21 protein-coding genes are annotated in these 16,793 nt (G+C 59.9%); 2 read left to right on the top strand and 19 right to left on the bottom strand.

Annotated features, from left to right (window positions below):
- Positions 1–50 precede the first annotated feature (50 nt).
- The 3 genes from DEM27_RS08250 to DEM27_RS08240 are packed head-to-tail and all read right to left on the bottom strand — an operon-like array spanning position 51 to position 1,877.
- The gene (locus DEM27_RS08250) at positions 51–1,205 is read right to left on the bottom strand and encodes a phage late control D family protein (RefSeq protein WP_109457756.1); all 1,155 of its coding nucleotides are present in this window, start codon (positions 1,203–1,205) and stop codon (positions 51–53) included.
- A 1-nt stretch (position 1,206) separates the two neighbouring features.
- Complete coding sequence (locus tag DEM27_RS08245; protein WP_109458183.1) at positions 1,207–1,419, bottom strand: tail protein X; 213 nt, start codon at positions 1,417–1,419, stop codon at positions 1,207–1,209.
- A gap of 2 nt (positions 1,420–1,421) precedes the next feature.
- The gene (locus DEM27_RS08240) at positions 1,422–1,877 is read right to left on the bottom strand and encodes a phage tail protein (RefSeq protein ID WP_109457755.1); all 456 of its coding nucleotides are present in this window, start codon (positions 1,875–1,877) and stop codon (positions 1,422–1,424) included.
- A 61-nt stretch (positions 1,878–1,938) separates the two neighbouring features.
- Here DEM27_RS08240 and DEM27_RS08235 point away from each other — a divergent pair, with 61 nt between their 5' ends.
- Positions 1,939–2,649 carry a hypothetical protein gene (locus tag DEM27_RS08235; RefSeq protein WP_109457754.1) on the top strand — a complete coding sequence of 237 codons (711 nt, stop codon included), beginning with the start codon at positions 1,939–1,941 and terminating at the stop codon, positions 2,647–2,649.
- Positions 2,650–2,655: 6 nt separating this feature from the next.
- On the opposite strand, the gene DEM27_RS08230 is transcribed toward DEM27_RS08235, so the two are convergent.
- The 4 genes from DEM27_RS08230 to DEM27_RS08215 form a co-directional block, all read right to left on the bottom strand.
- On the bottom strand, positions 2,656–3,138 hold the full coding sequence (locus DEM27_RS08230) for a thermonuclease family protein (protein ID WP_420028806.1): 483 nt from the start codon (positions 3,136–3,138) through the stop codon (positions 2,656–2,658).
- Positions 3,139–3,168: 30 nt separating this feature from the next.
- Positions 3,169–5,322, bottom strand: a complete 2,154-nt coding sequence (locus DEM27_RS08225) for a phage tail tape measure protein (protein ID WP_245445732.1) — start codon at positions 5,320–5,322, stop codon at positions 3,169–3,171.
- Between the two features lie 218 nt (positions 5,323–5,540).
- Positions 5,541–5,804 (bottom strand): phage tail assembly protein, encoded by a 264-nt coding sequence (locus tag DEM27_RS08220; RefSeq protein ID WP_109457751.1) that lies wholly within the window; start codon positions 5,802–5,804, stop codon positions 5,541–5,543.
- Entirely contained in the window at positions 5,801–6,118 is a 318-nt protein-coding gene (locus tag DEM27_RS08215; protein ID WP_109457750.1) for a hypothetical protein, read from the bottom strand. Before DEM27_RS08215 ends, DEM27_RS08220 begins: the two co-directional genes overlap by 4 nt.
- Positions 6,119–6,128: 10 nt before the next feature.
- Between DEM27_RS08215 and DEM27_RS08210 the strand changes: the two genes are divergently transcribed.
- A complete protein-coding gene (locus DEM27_RS08210; protein WP_128755462.1) occupies positions 6,129–6,401 on the top strand; it encodes a hypothetical protein in 273 nt (90 codons plus the stop codon).
- Here DEM27_RS08210 and DEM27_RS08205 read toward each other — a convergent pair.
- The 12 genes from DEM27_RS08205 to DEM27_RS08155 all read right to left on the bottom strand — a co-directional run bounded on the left by DEM27_RS08205 (position 6,398) and on the right by DEM27_RS08155 (position 16,606).
- Complete coding sequence (locus DEM27_RS08205) at positions 6,398–6,907, bottom strand: phage major tail tube protein (protein WP_109457748.1); 510 nt, start codon at positions 6,905–6,907, stop codon at positions 6,398–6,400. The genes DEM27_RS08210 and DEM27_RS08205 overlap by 4 nt on opposite strands.
- A 12-nt stretch (positions 6,908–6,919) precedes the next feature.
- Complete coding sequence (locus DEM27_RS34565; protein ID WP_109457747.1) at positions 6,920–8,578, bottom strand: phage tail sheath C-terminal domain-containing protein; 1,659 nt, start codon at positions 8,576–8,578, stop codon at positions 6,920–6,922.
- A 225-nt stretch (positions 8,579–8,803) separates the two neighbouring features.
- Complete coding sequence (locus tag DEM27_RS08195) at positions 8,804–9,520, bottom strand: hypothetical protein (RefSeq protein ID WP_109457746.1); 717 nt, start codon at positions 9,518–9,520, stop codon at positions 8,804–8,806.
- A gap of 89 nt (positions 9,521–9,609) precedes the next feature.
- Entirely contained in the window at positions 9,610–10,662 is a 1,053-nt protein-coding gene (locus DEM27_RS08190) for a DUF4214 domain-containing protein (RefSeq protein WP_165823373.1), read from the bottom strand.
- 2 nt (positions 10,663–10,664) lie between these two features.
- Positions 10,665–11,072 carry a hypothetical protein gene (locus DEM27_RS33905; protein WP_165823372.1) on the bottom strand — a complete coding sequence of 136 codons (408 nt, stop codon included), beginning with the start codon at positions 11,070–11,072 and terminating at the stop codon, positions 10,665–10,667.
- Complete coding sequence (locus DEM27_RS08185; protein ID WP_109457744.1) at positions 11,072–11,590, bottom strand: hypothetical protein; 519 nt, start codon at positions 11,588–11,590, stop codon at positions 11,072–11,074. The genes DEM27_RS33905 and DEM27_RS08185 overlap by 1 nt, the downstream gene beginning before the upstream one ends.
- Complete coding sequence (locus tag DEM27_RS08180; RefSeq protein ID WP_205908882.1) at positions 11,590–12,597, bottom strand: hypothetical protein; 1,008 nt, start codon at positions 12,595–12,597, stop codon at positions 11,590–11,592. The genes DEM27_RS08185 and DEM27_RS08180 overlap by 1 nt, the downstream gene beginning before the upstream one ends.
- Entirely contained in the window at positions 12,597–12,818 is a 222-nt protein-coding gene (locus DEM27_RS08175) for a hypothetical protein (protein ID WP_109457743.1), read from the bottom strand. Before DEM27_RS08175 ends, DEM27_RS08180 begins: the two co-directional genes overlap by 1 nt.
- On the bottom strand, positions 12,815–13,198 hold the full coding sequence (locus DEM27_RS08170) for a hypothetical protein (protein ID WP_109457742.1): 384 nt from the start codon (positions 13,196–13,198) through the stop codon (positions 12,815–12,817). The genes DEM27_RS08175 and DEM27_RS08170 overlap by 4 nt, the downstream gene beginning before the upstream one ends.
- The gene (locus DEM27_RS08165; protein WP_109457741.1) at positions 13,195–14,097 is read right to left on the bottom strand and encodes a hypothetical protein; all 903 of its coding nucleotides are present in this window, start codon (positions 14,095–14,097) and stop codon (positions 13,195–13,197) included. The genes DEM27_RS08170 and DEM27_RS08165 overlap by 4 nt, the downstream gene beginning before the upstream one ends.
- Positions 14,063–14,257: a hypothetical protein gene (locus DEM27_RS08160; protein WP_109457740.1), complete on the bottom strand. Its 195-nt coding sequence runs from the start codon at positions 14,255–14,257 to the stop codon at positions 14,063–14,065. Before DEM27_RS08160 ends, DEM27_RS08165 begins: the two co-directional genes overlap by 35 nt.
- A gap of 12 nt (positions 14,258–14,269) precedes the next feature.
- Entirely contained in the window at positions 14,270–16,606 is a 2,337-nt protein-coding gene (locus DEM27_RS08155; RefSeq protein ID WP_109457739.1) for a hypothetical protein, read from the bottom strand.
- Positions 16,607–16,793 lie beyond the last annotated feature (187 nt).

Genomic DNA, 16,793 nt, shown 5'->3' with positions numbered 1-16,793 from the left:
CCTCTTGAAGGAAATAGATTAGGGTCAACGGCACGCTTTGCGCCCGGTGGTCAGTTCGAGTCGGTTGAGCCGTTGCGCGCAGTGGCTGCCCAGCCGGTGGGCGTCGCCGGAGTGCCCTCGACCGTATTGGGCGCGACCTTCTCCGCTGCGGCTGCTGGGTTGTTGTCGTTCGTCGCAGCGTCCGACCCTGTCCCGGAGCCCGATCCAGATCCCGACTTGCCGTCGTAGAGCTTCCCGCTGATCTGTGTCGTATATCCAGCCTTGCTGAAGGTGTGTGTGGCAGTATCGATGATGTATGGCGCGCCATCTAGGCCTGGACGAACGCCCGAAAACAACAGAGGCGAGCCAGCGGAAATACCGGTATCTCCGACGACCGTGACAGACACAGCGCCCTCGCCGCGCTTCAAATCTTTGGCTTTCGCCTGGGCGGCTTTGTCGGCCTCTGCGACGTTGGCGAATGGCTCTGGAATGCGGTAGACGCTATCTCCATCGGCGTCAGCGTCGGCCTCGATCTCGACGCGCTCAGCCTTGTCCTTGTCCTGGTGGTAGGCGACGACCTTGCTATACTTCGTGCGATCGTTGGCCTCGAAAGAGCACGAGCCGTTGATGATTATCGCGGGCGTGACGACAACGGAGCCACCAAACAGTCCGCCTGCCGAAAGGCCAGACCCGCGCTTGGCGAAGATGAGCTTCTTGTTCTTGATCGCGAACAGCCCGTTGTGGCGCTTCTCAAGCCTGCGCAAGAACTGCGTGTTGGATTCGTCCTGCTGCGCCAGCCATTCGTATTCAAAATTGCCGATCTCGGAATCCACGGAGGCAGAGAGCCCACTTTCAGATGCGATCTCCCCGATGATGTCCTTGAGCTTCTTTTTGTCCCAATGGCGCTCCTGCGGCTCCTTGAGTTTGCCGCTGCGCAGGTCCGCCGCCTTGCCAGAAATAGACATGCTGTAAGGCAGGCATTTGCACGTCACCTTGTCAGCCGTGAACTGGCCCAGGCTGCGCAGCGCTCCATAACCAAGCTTAACGTCGATGATGGCGCCCTTACGCGGGATCGCCAGGAACGACGGCGGTCCGTCGTTGAGCTCGATATCGACCGTGTCGGAAGTTATGCCTTCCTTATCTGTAACGGTGATCGAAACCAGCCGCTCATAGAACGCGCCTGCGACAGCCTTGCCGTCGATTGTCACTTCAATGCGTGGATGCATGTTAGTCCCAGAGGCTGATGAGCTTAGTAGCGGCTGGGCGCGCTTCGATATCCGGCATTACGATCTGTGTCCCGAGTGGAAGGACGGCCCCCAAGGCGGCCAAGCCGGGATTGGCGGCAAGAACGGATTCCGTAACGTCGCGGGTGCGGCCGTAAAACTTTGAGCAGACGAGATCGACCGTTTCGCCCTGCCTGGTCGTGTAGGTTTGTGGCATGATCACCCCAGCAGATTAATGAGACTGGAGACGGCGGCGCCTATCGATCCTCCGCCAAGACCGCCGCTATAGCGCTTCAACGAAATCGAGTAGGCGTTGCGCCTGGCACCGCCAAATAGCGTGTGGTAGCTGCGGTCTTCGTCAACGGATTGGACGGTGAAAGTGCCATGGATGATGCCCTCAACATCGTCGCCCGATACGAGCATAAGAGGCACGCCGGCGCTCGCCGCTGCGATGATGCCATCGAGGCTACCCTGCCCGCCGAATTCCACTGGAAAGAGCACACCCTTAATGGTCACCTCGTCGGAGGTCGGGCCAGTCCACTGCTGTTGATTGAGCGATTGCACGACCTGGATATCAGCCCACGGAGTTTGTACGCGCCGACCGACGCCCTCGTAGCCAAAGCCTAGCGCCTCAAAGCCAAACGGCCCGAGCATCATGGATGTTTGTCCGGACATAGGTGATCCTTGCGCAGCCGACATTGGCGCGGTAGGGTTGTGTTATGTGGAGGGTGGTGGAATGCGGAAATTGATAGTGGCTGCTTGCTTGACGTTGGTTGCAAGCGGCGCCGTATGCCAAGAACTTAAGTTGTCAGTCCCTGGGAAGGGCAAGAAAACAACAGAAGTGCATGACTTCAAGCTGGTTCCTGTTACCAAACTGCTGATGCGTCCAACCGACATAGAGCCCGACGACGTGCAGCTTTACTGCTCCCCGTCATGGCAAGGAGTTGTCGTCGCTATTGGGAATCGCCTCATCGCAATCGATCAAGACGCAATCGCTTCGCTAAAAAGAAAACCAAAAGGTGAAGTCAACGGCAAACGCACAAAACTCATCGATGCGAAGGCTTCAGAAAGTCCTCTGCGAGACTACCCTGACACGATATCGAAATTGGCTAAACGCGGCGATCGGGAATGTGAGGTTAAGGAGACGCCAGACATGAGCGTTCCCGAAACGGCGGTTATCGCGACACCAGAGAGCAGCATAGACGCCGCCTACTTAATCTGTGCTGCAGTTGATGCGTCCGGTATTGCTTCTAAACCATGCGACGTTTCGGGCTGGAATTCTGCTATTCAAATCACAATGGACGTGCGCGGCGCAGAGGCAAAAATCATCTGCAATCAGTTGTCAGCCGCGGCGCGCAAAAACGGACGTGTCTTCCAAGGCGGATGGAAAATTGAAATCTACTCTCCTTTCAGCGATGGAAACACCGTCGCCTACTGCAATCTCTGAGTCAGTCTAGCACTTTGCCTTGCCGCCCTTCGCGCGGAATTCGCATGGCAGCTGGAACTCACCTCTCCAGATGCCAAGCCTATCGGCCTTTGCAGACAGTTGCTCTGAGGCGTACCGGCCTTTGCTGTATTTAACCCAATCGAGCGCCCAGCCGTTGGCGACCAGCCAGGAGTTGACGCTTGCACCATCCGCACGCTGGCAGTCGGCGATTACGCGCTTATAGCGGTCTTTGCCGAGGGCGACGCATATAGTGGGCCGCGATGCGGCAAGGAACTCATCAAGCGCGAACGCCGCATCCTTGCCGCATCGGTACTCACGGCCCACCGCATCTGTGCATGTTTGTCGAGACTCGGGCGCATCAACGCCATTGAGGCGGATGCGCTCGCCGCTGATCTCTATCGTGTCACCATCCACCACCGAAGCACGACCGCTTATGTCGGCGGCAACGACCGGCGTGGCGAAAAGAAGGAATGCGAGGACTCGAAGCATTTTGAATCCTCGCATTAAAGTTGCGTCATGTCAAAAGCCTCCGCCACCACCAAGGCTGGATTCGACTGCGGCTTTAGTCTTTGCGCCCAGGTCGCTGGTAGCGGCTGCCGCCGCGGCGCGCGGATCCATGACGCCCGTGATGGTAATTGGCGCCGACACGTTGACGCTGACCGGCTGCTGGTTGGTTACGCGCACATCTTGCGTGCCTGACGGCTGCAGAAGCGCGGCAATTGAGCCGGGATCGATCTTCATAGGCTGCGTGACGCCGAGGTCGTCAGCGGTCTTGCCGGGCAACGTGTCGGTCGTCGAGCCACCTATGCCGGCGTTTCTTGCGCCGATGGCATTGTCCATCGCCTGCTGCGCCGACACCGATACAGGCGTTAAAGCCGCCGACGGTTCCTTCTGACCTGGCCACCAATCGTTCCAGATCGCTGGCACGCCAGAAAAGCCCGGCAGGACTTTGCCAAGTCCCTCAAAAACATCCCACGGCGACAATCCATCCTTCGCCGGATTCCAACCGGTATGCTTCTCAATGAAGTCATCGACAGGCTTGGTGATCCCGCCAAGATTGCCCTCCGGATCAAGATCGCGGAGCGTCACCAACAGGCCGGCGGCAATCGCAACGCCGGCTGCAGCTGCGAACAATGTTCCAAATGCCGTACCGCTGGTAGCAGCCGCGCCTTGAAGGCCACCAGCCGCCGTCGAAGCGTTCAACGCCCCCTGGATGCCAGCCACCGTCTTTAGGATGCCCGCGACTGTGGATGCCCCAGACAGGAAGTAGAGGGCAGATCCAAGAAGTCGCAAGCTTCTAGCGGCAATCGCAAAACCCACCGAAGCGACCATTAGTTTGAAGCCTTGCTCCATCAGCGGGGCAAGAAACTTCACTATAGGGCTGTTCCGCACCTGATCTGAGAAATATCGAAAGTCTTCACCCCACTGCTTAAACTTCGCAAAGATACGACCCAACGCATCAGCAGCCGCGCTTCCGTCGGCCTTGCCGAACAGCAGATCCCCGAGGTCGTTGATGAACGTGCGAATGTTGCTGTCGGGCGCAAAGCCCTGCATGAACCCCTGGAAAGCCGTCGATATCTTGTCGAAGGCCGTCGCGCGTTCGCCCATGGTATCGAGCACATCGTTGACGCCTTGCGCCGCCTCCTTGATTGAAGGCAGCATGCTTTCGCCAAAACTCTCAAAGGCGTTGTTGACGCGGTTTCGCAGCAACTGTAACACGTTGGCCGTGGTATTGGCGCGCTCCACATATTCGCGGAATGCCGAGCCGCCGTACTTCGCTTTGTCGTTGACGCTATCCAGCGCCTGGTCGAGCAAGCCGATATTTCCGATCAGCGGCGCAAAGGCTTTCGCCTCGTCGCCGAAGAAATCGGAAAGCAGCGCTACATGCTGGTCTTTTGGCGCCTTGCCGATAGCGGCCAGCACCTTCTTGATGGCCGACGGTGCATCCTTCTGCATGTCCTTGGCAAGCTGCGGCAGATTGAGGCCGAGCGCCTTGGCTACGGCTTTCTGCGACTTCTTCGCCGATGCCCCGCGCGTCATGGCCTTCACGACATTCTGCATTGCAGTCGCAGCCGTGGAAGGATCTGCGCCGGCCGCGATCATGGCGCTGCCGAGTGCCGCGGTCTGTTCTTTTGCCAGGCCGCCAATCTTTGTGAACGCGCCGACACGAAGCATGAAGTCCGTCACGTCGCTGGCCTTACTGGCCATGTTGTTCGACAGGTGATTGATGGCGTCAGCCATGTCACCAGTCTCAGCGACCGTCAGACCCAACTGCGTCTTGAGTTTGGCAAGGGATTCACCCGCCTCGCCTGCGCTCATATCGAAAGCTATACCTACACGAGCCGCCATAGTGGCGAAGTCTTTGAGATCCGCAGTGGCGATGCCGGATTCTGCAGCTGCCGCAAACAGCGCCGCCATGTCTTCCGAGGCGATTGGAAGCTCGGTCGACATTTGCTTGATGGTCTGGCGTATGAACTCCAACTGCTGGTCAGTGCCATCGACAACTTTGCGCACATCCGCGAATGCAGACTCGAAGCGCATTGCCGCGCCGACGGTGGAATCCACACCGCTCGTGACGCCGATGTATCCGGCACCAAGAGCAAGGAGCGAGCCCAGGCCGCTGCGAAGTGGTGTCATGAACGCCGTCTGGCGTCGCTGCAGGTCATTCAGCACGCCAGTAATCCGGCGTGCTCGTGCGCTAACGTCATCAAGTAGCGAGAGCTTAAGGGTACTCTTCAAAACGGCCATAGGCGCCTCGCGTCAGTGCATCTGGCCGCTAAACAGCTTGCGGATCTCGATGGCGTGTTCGTAATAGGAGAGCGTTTTCTCAGGCGGCCACCGCTCGATCGCATCGATCGGCGTGCTCAATGTCGACGCAACGAGGGAGGCTGCTAGGCCCCAGCTTCCGTCGACTCTTCCGGCTCCCCCATGAGAGACGCCGTGGCCTTCATGATCTTGTTAAGGTCGCTGACCTTGATCTTCTTGAATGCGGGCAGCGGAACGTCGGAGATAGAAGCCAGGATTGCAAACATCTTGCTGTTCTCGCCCTTGACGGCGTCGGACGCCATCAGATCGCCGGTAGTGGCCTCGCGGAAAGTCAGTTCTTTGTACTCAATACCGTTGAATTCAACGGGCGAAGAAAGGGTGTATTTCATGTGGAATTCCTCTTTCGGAAAGGTGCGGCGCTTTGGCCGGTGAATTCGAATTCGCGAGGCTTCCAGTCGCCCAGAAGTCCCCAGCGTCGGTTGATGTGCTGGATTGTGGCGCGCACAGCCGCGACCATCTCGCGGCCGTAGTCGCTGTCGCCAAGGTGGAAGCCCACCGATGCGCAACCGCTCGGCACCTGGCCAGCACTGAGAAACAGCGTGCTGCTTGACAGATGCTCAGCGTCACTGACCAATATGAACGATGCGTTGACTGACAGGCCGACGAGTTCGCCGGCCGCCGGAGTGATTGTACGAACGGTCATGGAGGGCGCCTTGATTGCCGATTGGATAAACGACTGGTCTCGCAGCGTGGCAGCGAAGCTTGCTGAAGCTGATCTCCCTGGCGCCACTTTGGCTTTGGGCAACATGATCCGCTACAGCGAGACGACCCTTGAACTGCAAGATGCGCACGCCCTTTTCCTGGGTGCGATGCCTTACCTGCTCGGAAGAGATGTCAAAGATATATCCGTGGCGATCACGCCGTTGCGGAATGCCGCGATCAGGGCTGGCCCGAACGATATCGCACGGGCCAACCTGATCGACTAGACAAGCATAGCGTTGCGGATGTCGGCGTACTGCGAGACGCCACCCACGCGGATGTCGAAGTCGTCAATCTCGTAGATTTCCTCGCCGTCGATCTCGAGTTTGTAGTAATTCACAGCAACTTGGTAATCAGCCTCTGCCATGTCGCCACCCTTCCAGGTGCCGGCATCCGCCTGCTTCAGGAAGCCGCGGATCGTGAGGACAGCGGAGTGAACCGTACCGTCCTCGTCGACCAGAGCGCCGGTGATCATGAAGGGGTTTTCAGCGCCAGGCTTCAGGCCGAACAGCTTCAAAACCTGCGGGTCAAAGCCAGGCATCTTGAAGCTGAATTCCAGCTTCTCGTAGCCCATCTTGACCTCGCGCGGCTTGATCATGCCGCCGTTGCGCATTTCCTCAAGTTTTTCTTGAGGAACAGGCGGTGTGACATCGCCGATCTGGCCGATCTTGTTCTCGCGATCGACAAACAGGACGCAGTTGCGCAGCAGGAGCCGCGGGAGATTACTTGCCATAGTTTGGGCTCCTTATGCGGCCAGCGTCAGTGGGCCGTTTTCAATCGCGCCGCGAACCTCATCCAGCAGAAGCTGGAAGTAGAGAATGTTGCGGTGGGTGGTGATGTGAATCTGTTCCATCGGGACGACGGGCTCGAACTCGACGTTCAGAAACACCTTGCCCTGCGCGTTGAGGACGGGCGTATTGAGTTCCGAAAGCCAGACGCGGCCGCCGAGGATGTCGTTGTTCAGCTTGAAAACTCGAAGCGCGGCATTGCCGTCTTCGATCATCATTTTCAGATTGAACTTCGTGAACTTCCGGTCGACGTAGAGGAAGTACAGATCCTCAAGCGCCTCGTTGATCATGTCGGCCGTGGCGCGGACGCTGTCGAATTCCCAAAGCGGGTCGTCAGTGGCCAGCCTGCTACCCCAGGTCCGGAGACCGCCGCGCTCGTTGATGATCGTGGAGACCTGACGCTCGTTGAGGTAGTTTGAGTCCTGCGGATACTGGATCGTGCGCGCCACGCCGTCGAGCGTGCGGATGATCTTGTTGGACACCGAACCGGAAACGCCGTCGGCGGACGCAACGACACGAGAACGCACGCCAGCAAAGACCGGGGCAACTGGAACCTGGACGGGCGTACCGTCAACGTTCTTCAAGCCCTTCGGGTCGATGATCAGGATGCGACCGCCGTTGACCGTGTTGCGGAAGCGAACAGCCTCGGTGTTCGTGGTATTCGGGCCATGTATGTAAGCGCGGGCACGGATCTGCGGGCAGATCGTGTTGAGCGCCGAAACAAACGGGCTGGCGACGTCGCCGAGGTTGGCCACGGCCGTTGCGCCGGTACCACCGCCGCTGGAAAGCGTAACAGTCGGAGTCGAGCCGTAATCCTCGCCGGGTTCAGTGACCGTGATAGCGGTAACAGGGCCGCCGAGCACAGCAGTCAAGATTGCACCAGAACCGCCACCGCCGGAGATGGTGACTGTCGGAGGATCAACATAGCCGGAGCCGTTATTGCCCATGGTGATTGCGGTGATCGCGCCACCAGTAACAGTCGCCGTTGCTGTCGCCTGCACGCCGCCAGCCGGAGGAGGCGCGATCGTGATCGTCGGGGCAGATGCGTAGTCCGCGCCAGCGTTTGTGATTGTGAGCGACTTGACCTTGTGCTTGTTGATCGTCGCAGTCGCGACTGCGTCACCAGAGCCAGAGAACGAAACCGTCGGGGCACTCGTGTAAAGCGAACCGCCCGCCGTTACCGTGACCGACACAACGCCGTCCTCGACATATGCGCCGGTGTCACCCGCGGTGATAATGACGCGCGGCTGCGGCAGCCCCAGGCTCTTTGCGCGCAAAGCGCCGTACAAGCCGGTGCGCTCGACCGGGTCACCGATCAGGTTTTCCTGGAGCGTAGCAGGCGTGTCGCTGTGCTCGACACGATTGACCACGGCAAGCGAACCGCCCTCCCCGAAGTACGCCGTAAGGTCCGCAAGCAGAGTTCCAGCTGCGCCAAGCGCGGTCGCGGCGGAAAGCGAAGTCACCAGCGTCGGTGTGTCGAGGGGAAATACAGCTGCGTCCGCATCAGGAGCCGTGCCGTTGATGTAGGTAGCGCCGAAATTGCTTAGGCGCAGGAGCGCCGGCGTATCCGGGCTCTCTTCAAGCTTAACGCCATGGAAGTACGAAAGGTCGGCCACGCGGGTCTCCTTGTAAGGCAACAAAAAAGCCGCTCGGCGGGCGCCGGCGGCTGGGTGTGATGTGAAGTTCGAATTCAGTTCAGTCCGGCGCAAGCCGCCGGCGGCAAGACGGCGTCACCCGCCTCTGATCCATCTTGGCGGCCCAAACTAAAGGCGCTTTCGGGCGCCTCTTTTTTTGGCCAGCTTCAGGCAAGTTTGCCGTGGTCGGGCTGACCACCCTTGGATTTAATCCAGCGGTCTCAAGAAGAGGTTCTCGCCAATTACCTTGGGCACCTCTCTGAACTCTCTATCAGCGACAGCGAACCGCCATGCCGCGATGTCGCCTTCCGAGCCGACAAGCACCAGTAGGCAAGTTAAGGCCCCGGACAAAACAATCTCATTTGCAGGGCCGGCCCATCGCCATGTTTGACCACTTGCGTCGAACAGAAATGATTTTACGCGCTGTTTCTCGACTACATCGACGTGATGCATCAGTACCACTCTGGTGGTCGGTCCTCGAGCGGGACGAAAATCCACGGCAAGGCTCAAACCCTGAGCAGTCACGGGAGATGTCCAAAAAATGGCTACTCTGCGATTGTCCGGCTCCAGCGCTGCGAATGCAGACAAGGCGAGTGTGGCGTCTCCCCTTATGCCAGTTACCGAGTGCTTCGGTTGCGAGACATTGTGCGACGGTCTTCCTGTCAAGGAGTGCGATAGGCGCCAAAAAGTAACCCGCACAGACACCACGGCAGTTATTAGACAGAAACCAATCACACTGAGCCAGAAATCAAACGCCGGATACCGGACAATCTCAGCCAACCAGTCCATGCCCAATAGCGCAGCCCAACTTGACAGGTTAGACACGGCTTCAGTAGCGGATACAGCTGCCATAGCTAGTACGACCGCCGCGACAGCAAGAGTGATGCTGCCAAGTTTTCCAAAAAACTGAATGAACGCGCCCATAGGTACAACATTTGCATATCACCTAATGATTGTGGAGGCCTTGCTTCAAAGAAAAAGAAGCCATCGCGGTCTGTTGGAAGTCGTATCCCTCACATCGTAAACATCGGCACGCCGATGGCGTTTTCGCCTGACAGGGCGATGTTGGCGACAAGGCCGACCGCATCGAAGTCGCTGTCGATCCACCATTGCAGTCCCGCCGGTTCGGGATCGCGGCCGAGAATATTGCGATAGAGGCCCCGGACGAAGCCGGGGCGATCGCTGGCGGGATTGGCCGGGTTCTTGGCCAGAAACTCCGGCGTCGTCATGAACGCCGCAGTCCATGCAAGCAGGCTCATATTCTGCCCCAGCCAGAACCGATAACCGGCAAGGTCCGGGCACCGGCCCATGGTGGCGCGATAGAGACGGTAGAGCTGCTCCTGCACGGAAGTCAGGGCGTTGTCGCCTGGCATTTCGACCATCGACATGCCGCTGGTGCGGCAGGAATAGGCCGAAAAACTCCCCAGCCACACGCCGATCGCGCCGGGAACATCCACCCTGCCACCTGGCGCAAGGTAAATCCTGCTGGCTCCGGGGATCGGCAGACCGCAGGCTTTCGCTGCCGCCATGTCGGTATCCGTGATGACGTTTCGAGCGCCCATATTGAGAGCCACGGTCATCAGACTGTCGCCGCCGGCGAAATGCTGGTCATTTGCGAACATGGCCGGCGGCTGGGCATCGCGCCACAGCATGTAAGGCGTGGCCTTCGAGCCGTCGGCGTTTGCTCGGAGTTCGGCCATGAACAAGGCATGGCCGATCTCATGGGTCATGACACTCTCCGCACAGTATGCGCCAGGCGGGTTTCCCGGCCCGAAGTGCCATGGATAGGTCGGATTGATTGTGATCAGAAAATCCCGCCCGGTGCCCGTCCAATCCTGCAGCTTGGCGGCAGCCGAAGGAATGAGGACCTTCTTTCCACCCAACGACCCGAGGTTTACGTTGTTGATCATCAGGCAGCTGGCCAGGTAATGCATGGACGGATCGAAAGCGATCGCCACATCCAGTTGAGCATTACCGGGTATTTTCGCCGACCATTGCCTGAAAGCGTAGTCGAGACTGCGCGTCCATTCGGATGCGGGCGTGCTATAGGTTGCCGTGATCGCCATGGTCATGGTCCGAGCTGGATGGAGTAGACGGTACCGGCGACGAGCGCCGCGGTGGGGAAGTACGCTCGCCATGTAGCCGGACCGTAAAGTTGCCATGGGTTGGAAGGGCTATATCCGACGCCATTTACATACAGCTTCCGGCCCGACACGAGCGAGAGGAAGTCGTATCCAACCGAAGGGGTAGCGAAATGCACCCAAGTCGAAGATGGCCCTTCACGGACGAAGTCGATCAACGTCACTCCAGTAACGGGGATTGGCTGGCCAGAAATCGATCCTCGCGCCGGATAGTCACCACCAGCACCGGTCGAATATCCAATTTCTCCGTCTGGCATGGTTCCCGGCGTCAAATTGACGGCGGGATACGGCAATATGGGAACGCCGCCCGACATCATCATGGATCCGGTCCACATCAGCGATAATCCTTGACGTGATTGGCGTGGATGACCGTCGAAGAGATCACATGATAGTCGAGACGATCGACCGCGCCGGAAGCCGTGGAAAGGACCGGAGCTGTACCGCCTGCGAATTTCCAGTAGCTTCCGCAGGTAATGCCGCGATTGGCGCCAGAGGTGGTGATGATAATCGCGCCTTTCTGGTCAGCCACAAGGTTTGTCGGATTGGCAAGCGTCCTGGTGCCGGCAATCGTCCACAGGAAGTCATTGGCCAAAGCAAAATTGGGCGTGACCGTCGCAGCATCGGTCAGCGTGGCGAACGCTGCCCTTTGTGCCGCCGTAAACGTCTGGGCCAGATCGAGCTTGGCCGTATCGACGTCATAGGGCTGGACTTCAACGAACGTGTTGGCGCCGGTGGCGACGACCAGGCGCTTGTCGTCCGTCAGAAAGTACAGCCGGCCCTCGACGAGAGCATTGGCCGAAACCCTGCTGTTGAACGTCGAACGGGTGCCTTTGGGAACAAGAAGAGCACCCATCAGAATGTGCCTCCGTCAAAGACGACGTTAGAGATCGTGCCACCGCTGATGCTGACATTGCTCGACGACTGCTGCGCCATGTTGTCGAGTTCAAGGTTGGCGCGAGCCGCAGCGACGTCGGTCAGATCAGACAGATTGGCGGACTTGGCCAGCTTGCCAGCGACGGTGGTGACAAGCGCCGAAAGCGCATCGTCCTGGTCGCCGAGTTCGTCGGCAAGTTCCTTGAGTGTGTCGAGGGCGCCGGGGGCACCGTCGATCAGATCCGCGATGGCGCCGGCGACAAACGCCGTCGTCGCGATCTGTGTCGAACTCGTCCCAGACGAAGCAGTCGGCGCCGCCGGCGTACCGGTGAAGGTCGGCGATGCCAGCGGCGCCTTGGCATCGAGGGCCGATTGCGTGGCGTCGGAAATCGGCTTGTTGGCGTCCGACGTGTTGTCGGCGTTGCTGAGGCCGACGTCCGCCTTGGTGACATTGTCCCACGCGCCGGAACCGGCCGTTGCGCCGGCCTTGAGGAACTTGCCGTTGTTGCCGGTGCCCGTCGCCGGGACATGCAGATTGCCGTCACCGGAGGGATGGGAATAGTTGTTTGCGTTCGAAGCGATACCGTCGAGCTTGCCCTTGTCGGTCGACGACATGAAGCCGTCCACACTGCTGGTCGCGTTGCCGGGTTTGCCGTCGACACCGCTCCACGGCACATGGTCGGCACTGTCGGCCGCATCGACCTTGCCGTTATCGTCGCTATCATACTCGGACTTGAGCATGTCGCCGGCGCCGGTCTCTGACATGGCGTCGGTCACATATGCCTTCGTGGCAAACGTGCCGGCGCCCGCGAATGCGCGGATGGACGTGGCGTTGCCAGAACCATCGTCACCGAAACCGATATAAACGGTGTCGTCAGTCTCGTTGTAGGCCACCTGTCCTGACAGGAGCGATGACGGCGCACCGGCCGCGCCGCCAGAGGCTCGTCGCGTGACCTTGAACACGCCATCCATTACAACTGTCGGCATCAGAAATGACCCCCATTAAAGATTATTGTTCCAGAGTTCTGCAGGGTACCTGGCGGCCCTTGCTCGCCTGGATCACCCTGCCGCCCTGGTGGCCCGCGCCGCGCCGGCACCTGCAGCGCCACAACCTCGCGCAGCGGCGGCATGTAGGCCGTGACGACGTGGCGGATCTCGGCACTGGCCGTGATCCTGCGGCACTGCATGGTGACGGCGATCCTGGTCATGTGAGCAACTCCGCCGGCGGTCCTGGTTGTTTTGCCAGCGCCCCGGCAAAATAGTCTTCGGCCTCACCCTCGGGCGCCTTGAGGTCGATGAGGTATTGGATTGGCGCCGTGACATCGCGAAGCGCCTCTGTCTGCGCGGCCGACATGACGATGACGGGAATGACGGCTGCCCCGCCGGGAAGGCCGGCGATCTCCGCGAAGGTCACGCCGGCGTCGTTGGTCAGCGTGAAGGCTTGCCCGGCCGTCCAGATATGCATCCGGATCGTCCAGGCCGGCCAGTCATCCGGCCGCTCGCCGTCGAAGCGGATGTCGAGATCAAGCCGCCAGGAATAGCCGGGCGTGAAGCGGACGGCTTCTGTAGGCAGGGCGGCGCGGCTCAAAACGTGCCCCCATTAAAGTTGCCGTCCATGGTGGTGAGATCCGCGCGCAGCTGACCGATCTCGGTCCGTTGCGCCGGCGTCACGAAAACACGGGTTGCGCTCTCTGTGACGGATGCCGCCGGCACACCGCCAGACAGGAAGGTATCGATCTGTTCCTGGACCTCGGTCAGCGACTGCTGCGCCTCGGTGATCGCATTTGCCACCTCCTGAAGATCGACATCTTCCAGCTGCTCGAAGTATGCCGCGATCTGGGCTGCGGTCTGGGCGCTTGCTGCAGCCTCTGCAGCTTTTGTGGTGGCCGTCGACGCCGCGGGGACGGCGACTGCGGCGGCAGCAACGGCCGCGGCACGGGCTGCAATGACATCGCCAAGCACCGTCAGTCCGGCGATGGTGGAGCCGGCAAGCGCGCCTATCACCCAATCGGAATGCGGGCCAGCCTCACCGACGAAGGCAACAACCTCGCAAAGGTATTCGCCGTGGTCGCGGTCGTAGGCGATGGTGCGCGCAATGGCGTAGTCGTCCGGCGTCGCAGCGCGCGTCAGCGCCACGAAGGGCGCCGGGGTAAACAGGTCGCGCTCGGCCGGATCGTTGATCAGCAGCGTCAGGACGTTGCCGTTGCCAAGTGTTGCGGGCGAAGCCGACCGCGCCACCAGGAAGCCGCGTTCGGTCAGCGTGAACACCTTCTGGATTGCCGGCAAAAGGATATCGTTGACACGCCCCAGAACGAATGTGCGCAGATCCTCCGCCACCTGCTCGCTGGAGCCTGCGGCCAACTCCAGCGGCTTGAAGCGGTTTTCGAGGATCAGCAGCAGGCGGGAGATCGCCTCGTAGCCGAACTGACCGGACGGTTTTAACCCGAGCTGGTCAGCGATCGAGCGGCTGAACTGCGGAGACGCCATCGGCATTGTCCTTGATGATGCGACCGGTCAGGGTAACTTTCTGGCCTGGCCGCACCCAGGCGCGACCGACCTTGAACGGGGCGGCAATCTCGACCTGGTAGCGGGCATCGTCATCGAGATCGTCATACGGATTGGCGGGTTTCGCCGGCGCTTTGGCCATGGTGCTCTCCTTTTAGGTAAACTCGACGTCGACGCGTTCGGAGACGTGGTAGACCCGCGCCGAGCCGCCTGTTTCGCCGGTGATCTTGATCTTGAAGCTCGACACCGGAGAGCCGAACGTGAAGCTCGCCACGACCTTGACCGCATTCTCACGGGCAGGATCTGCCTGGATGATCTGCGCCGATGGCGTCACCGTCGTCGTGTACGAGCCGCCGGTGAGCAGGACGACATCGATGTCGTGATCGTCACTGTCCCAGTTCTCGACCAGCAGGGTAACCGTCGCCTCGTCCATGGGCGCCGGCATGGTGCGCACCGTGGAGATGTGGCAAAGATCTTCGTCCGGCCGCGACAGCGTCACCTCGGTTCGGTCCTCGCCGAGACCAAGCGCCGGCATGACATCGGTGGTGCCGATAAAGTTCGCCCGGATCGGCAGGATCGACGGCAGGTTACTCAGAAGCGCCACATGCGCCGCTGCATCGCGGATCGGCACCCACTTCGATCCGACGCGCACGTCAAAATCGAGCTTGCTGCCGTCAGGAATGAGAGCGTCGAGATTGAGTTTGACGCTGTCGATGCCGCCGGCAAGTTCCAAAGCCTTGAGCGAAACCTGCACGATCGGCGAGGCGAAGCTGGCATAGACAGCCTCGAAAGCCATGTCGACGGACGGATCGCCCTGGATCCAGCTGCCGTCGATCATGTACTGGATGTTGCCCTGTGCCAGCTTGTTGCCGGAGACGGTTGCGACAAAGTGAGCGCCGTTGGACATCAGCACCACGGCATAACGCTTGCCCTTCGGCTGAAAGATAGGTTTAAACCGCACTTCCGTCTTGGCGGGATAGATGGCGATCGACGCCGGCGGCACTACGTTGGAGACAAGCACGGCATTGAGGTCCGGCTCGTTGTTCTTCATCTCGCAAACGATGTAACGAACATCGCCGGCCGCCGCCTTGCGGGTGAAAAACCAGTTGAAGCCGACGAGATAGCCGTCCTGCGAATTGAGCATCGTCTGCGCGACCACCGAGCCCGTGACGTTCTCGGTCGAGACGACACGATCGGTATAATAGTCGTACATCGTCTCTTCGGTGAATTTCCTCAGCGTGACGCGTTCATAGGCTTGTCGGGTGCCGGCCAGATAGGAATAGGCGTAAAGAGGATCGTAATTGGTGTAGTAGTTCACGACCTCGTAAAGCTCGCCGTTGCGCCTGAAGATCGCGCCGACTTGCGACTGGGACATGCCATTGACGCTGGCGGCTGTCTTCCACCAGCTGTCATTCGAGCCGCCCTGCGTTTCGGTGGTGGAGTAGCGGCGTACGGTGCGCGCTTCGGTGCGTTGCACCAGCTGCACGGTCTGTTGTGTCGTGTTGGTCAGCGGATATTCGCCGTCCTTGCCGACAGCGGAGAACCGGACGATGGGCGAGAACTTCGGCAAGGCCATGCCATTGTTGACGATGACGCGGTCTTCGATCGGATTGTCGAGTTCAAGAGCAACGACCGCCTCCGCTGCTGACGGAAAGCGCAGCCCCTGTTCGGTGCGGGCCGAATAATCAGGATGCGCCGTATCGCTTTCGTCGTCGGTCCAGAAGATATCGCTGCCATAGGCGGCATGATCGTCCGGCAGATCGACACGTTCCTTGACGCGCGCCAGGTCGTAAGACATGGCCGAAACCATCGCAAAATCGGCCTTGGCCCGCAGGGCGGCGGCAAGACCGGAGATATCGGTCTTGAGCGTATCGATCTGCGGCCCGACCTGGGCAAATCGGCGCGTATGGTCGGCGATCTGTTCGGAGTTGCCATAGATCGACGTGACCTCGTTGGCCGTGATGCGGGTGATCGAGGCAACACCGGAAGGTGTCAGCAGCACATTGGCGACAGCGATGTAGTTCGACTGGATGGCCGGCGCCTGCGGCGTGGCGTTTTCCTGGCCGAGGATGAAATCGACATAGGCCTGGCGGCGGTTCTCGGTCGCCAGTTCCACACCCTGGATGTCTTCGCTTTCGACATCGACCAGCTGCGTGCGCGGCTCGACATCGGTGTTGATCGTGTTGCCGTAGACGATGACGGTGGCGATCTTCTGGGAGACGGCCGGCAGGTGCTGCAGGAAATCGAGCGTCTGGCCCCCTTCTGCGTCGAAGCCGAAGATGGCGCCGGACGAGGCGAACAGCCGGCCGACGCTGACGCGCACGACAGACTGGCCGGTCTGCTCGACGACAAAGCCGGAATAGCGCCCAACCGGAAAACCGCCGAGATCCTTGACGACGTTGTCGAGACTTTCGCGCGGGAAGTTTCCGAGGTTATCGTAGTCTTCCAGCGTCACCTGCTGATTGGCGGTAAAGTTGACCTTGCGCTGCATGATAGCCCCTTAAAGTCTGTTGGGCACGGGCGTGCCGATACGAGTTGATTTGTCGAGCGCGTAGCCATCGGCATAGGTGCGAGGGCGAACGGTCTCGAAGCTGACCGCGATGCGGTCGGAAAGACGTTTTGATGCGGCCACTGCCGACAGCAGCAAGGCGCGTCGACCGGATACGGACGGCCCGATA

The organism is Rhizobium album, assembly GCF_003122325.1.
Classification (GTDB): Bacteria; Pseudomonadota; Alphaproteobacteria; order Rhizobiales; family Rhizobiaceae; genus Metarhizobium; species Metarhizobium album.
Note: the sequence above shows the minus strand (reverse complement) of the source record. Positions and strands in the feature narration are given on the sequence as shown.